Here is a 1713-nt window from a genome sequence, read left to right on the forward strand (position 1 = left end):
CTGGGCGGCGGTCTCGGTCTCGGTGGGGGACTGGATCTCGGTGGCGCCGTCGGAGCTCAGACCGGGATCGTCGTCGATCTCGCCGCGCAGCTCGGTGCAGCACTCGAAGCCGGTGGTGAGCTCGGCGGGGCGCTGGGTGCGGCACTCGGCGGTGCCCTCGACGCCGGCCTCGAACTCGGTGGCGCGGTCGACATCGGTGGTGCGCTGGCCGGTGCTCTCGAAGGTGGACTCGGTCTCGGTGTGGGTGCCGCTGCCGATCTCGCCGCCGCGATCGACGCCGCCGTCGCGGTGTCGGGTGGACTCGGCGCCGACCTCGCCACCACCCTCGAAGGGGCACTGGGCATCGGAGGCACGCTCGGCGCCGACATCGGGCTCGCTCTCGGCGGGCTGCTGGAATCGGCTGTCGAAGCCGGTGGCGCATTCTCGAGCGAGCTGAACCTGGCTCTCGAAGGCGGCGCCGAACTCGGCGCTGCACTCGGCACCACCCTCGGCGGTGTACTCGGCGTGGGCACCGAACTGACCGGCGCGCTCGGTACGAGCCTCGACGGTGTCCTCGGCGGGGTGGCCGATCTCGGTGCCGGACTCGGATCCGATCTCGCTGCCGGTCTCGATGCCGGAGTGGGCGCGACCCTCGGCCTCGGCGCGTCCCTCTCGGCCCTGCTCGGAGCGGGCGGTGGAGCTGCGGCCGATCTCGGCGCGGCGCTGGGGACCGTCATCGAGAGCAGCGCGCAGGGCGGTCTGCTCGGCGGCGTCGACCTCGACGCGGTGCTCTCCGGAGGCGGCGCGATCGATGCGGAGACCGGCGCCGAGATCGACCTGGGAACGCTGGTCGGCGGGGTGCTCGGCGGCGCGCTCGGCATCGAGACCGCCGCGACCACCGAACTGTCGTCGGCATTGAACATCGCCATCGGCTCGGCCAACGGCGTCGGCGCGACCGTCGATTCGACGGTGCAGGTGGGGACGAGCCTCGGATCGGATCTGTCGTCCGTCCTCGGCTCGACGTTCGCCACCGGAGGTTCGGCCGGTGCCGAGCTCGGCCTGCAGCTCGGCAGCGCACTCGACACGGCTGCGGGCTCGGTGTCCCTCGACGCGGGTGCCGATCTCGGCACGCAGCTCGCCACGACGATCGGCGGCGGCCTCGGTGCCGGTGCCGAAGCCACCGGCCAGCTCGGGTACGCCCTCGACGGCGCCCTGGACGCGGCGGCGGAACTCGGGGCCGGCGCGAACCTGGGGGCAGATCTCGGCGCGGCGATCGACTCGGGAATCGGGGCGGCCGGTGGGCTGGGTACGTCGGTCGACCTCGGTGCCGTGACGGACTTCGAGAGCGCGCTGGAGCCGGGGACGGGCGCCGACCTGGGCGCAGCGGCAGATCTCGGTCTCGCCGCCGGCCTGGAGAGCGCCGCCGACCTGGGTGCGGAACTTTCGACACAGGTCGACACGGCGCTGTCGGGGCAGGTCGATACCGCTCTGTCGGGGCAGGTCGATACCGACCTGTCGGGCGGTGCGGAGGGCTGGGCGTCGGTCGGTGAGGACGTCTTCGGATCCGCATCGGGGGAGGCGGGTCTGTTCGGCGAGGGCGGCCTCACCGCGACCTCCGGTCTCGGCGGCGGCCTGTTCGCCGGCGCCGGTGCCGACTCGTCGCTCGGCGCCACCGACTCCACCGAGCTCGACGAACTGCTGCCCTGACCCGCAGCGGTGCGGGCTCCAGGACAT

Annotated in this window: 1 protein-coding gene; it reads left to right on the forward strand. The window is 73.4% G+C overall.

Going from position 1 to position 1713, the window contains the following annotated elements:
- Positions 1–1686, forward strand: a 1686-nt coding sequence (locus tag A8G18_RS23155) for a hypothetical protein (RefSeq protein ID WP_064065562.1), incomplete at its 5' end; no start/stop codon positions are given.
- Between the last annotated feature and the right edge of the window lie 27 nt (positions 1687–1713).

Source organism: Rhodococcus gordoniae, assembly GCF_001646655.1.
Lineage (GTDB): Bacteria > Actinomycetota > Actinomycetes > Mycobacteriales > Mycobacteriaceae > Rhodococcus > Rhodococcus gordoniae.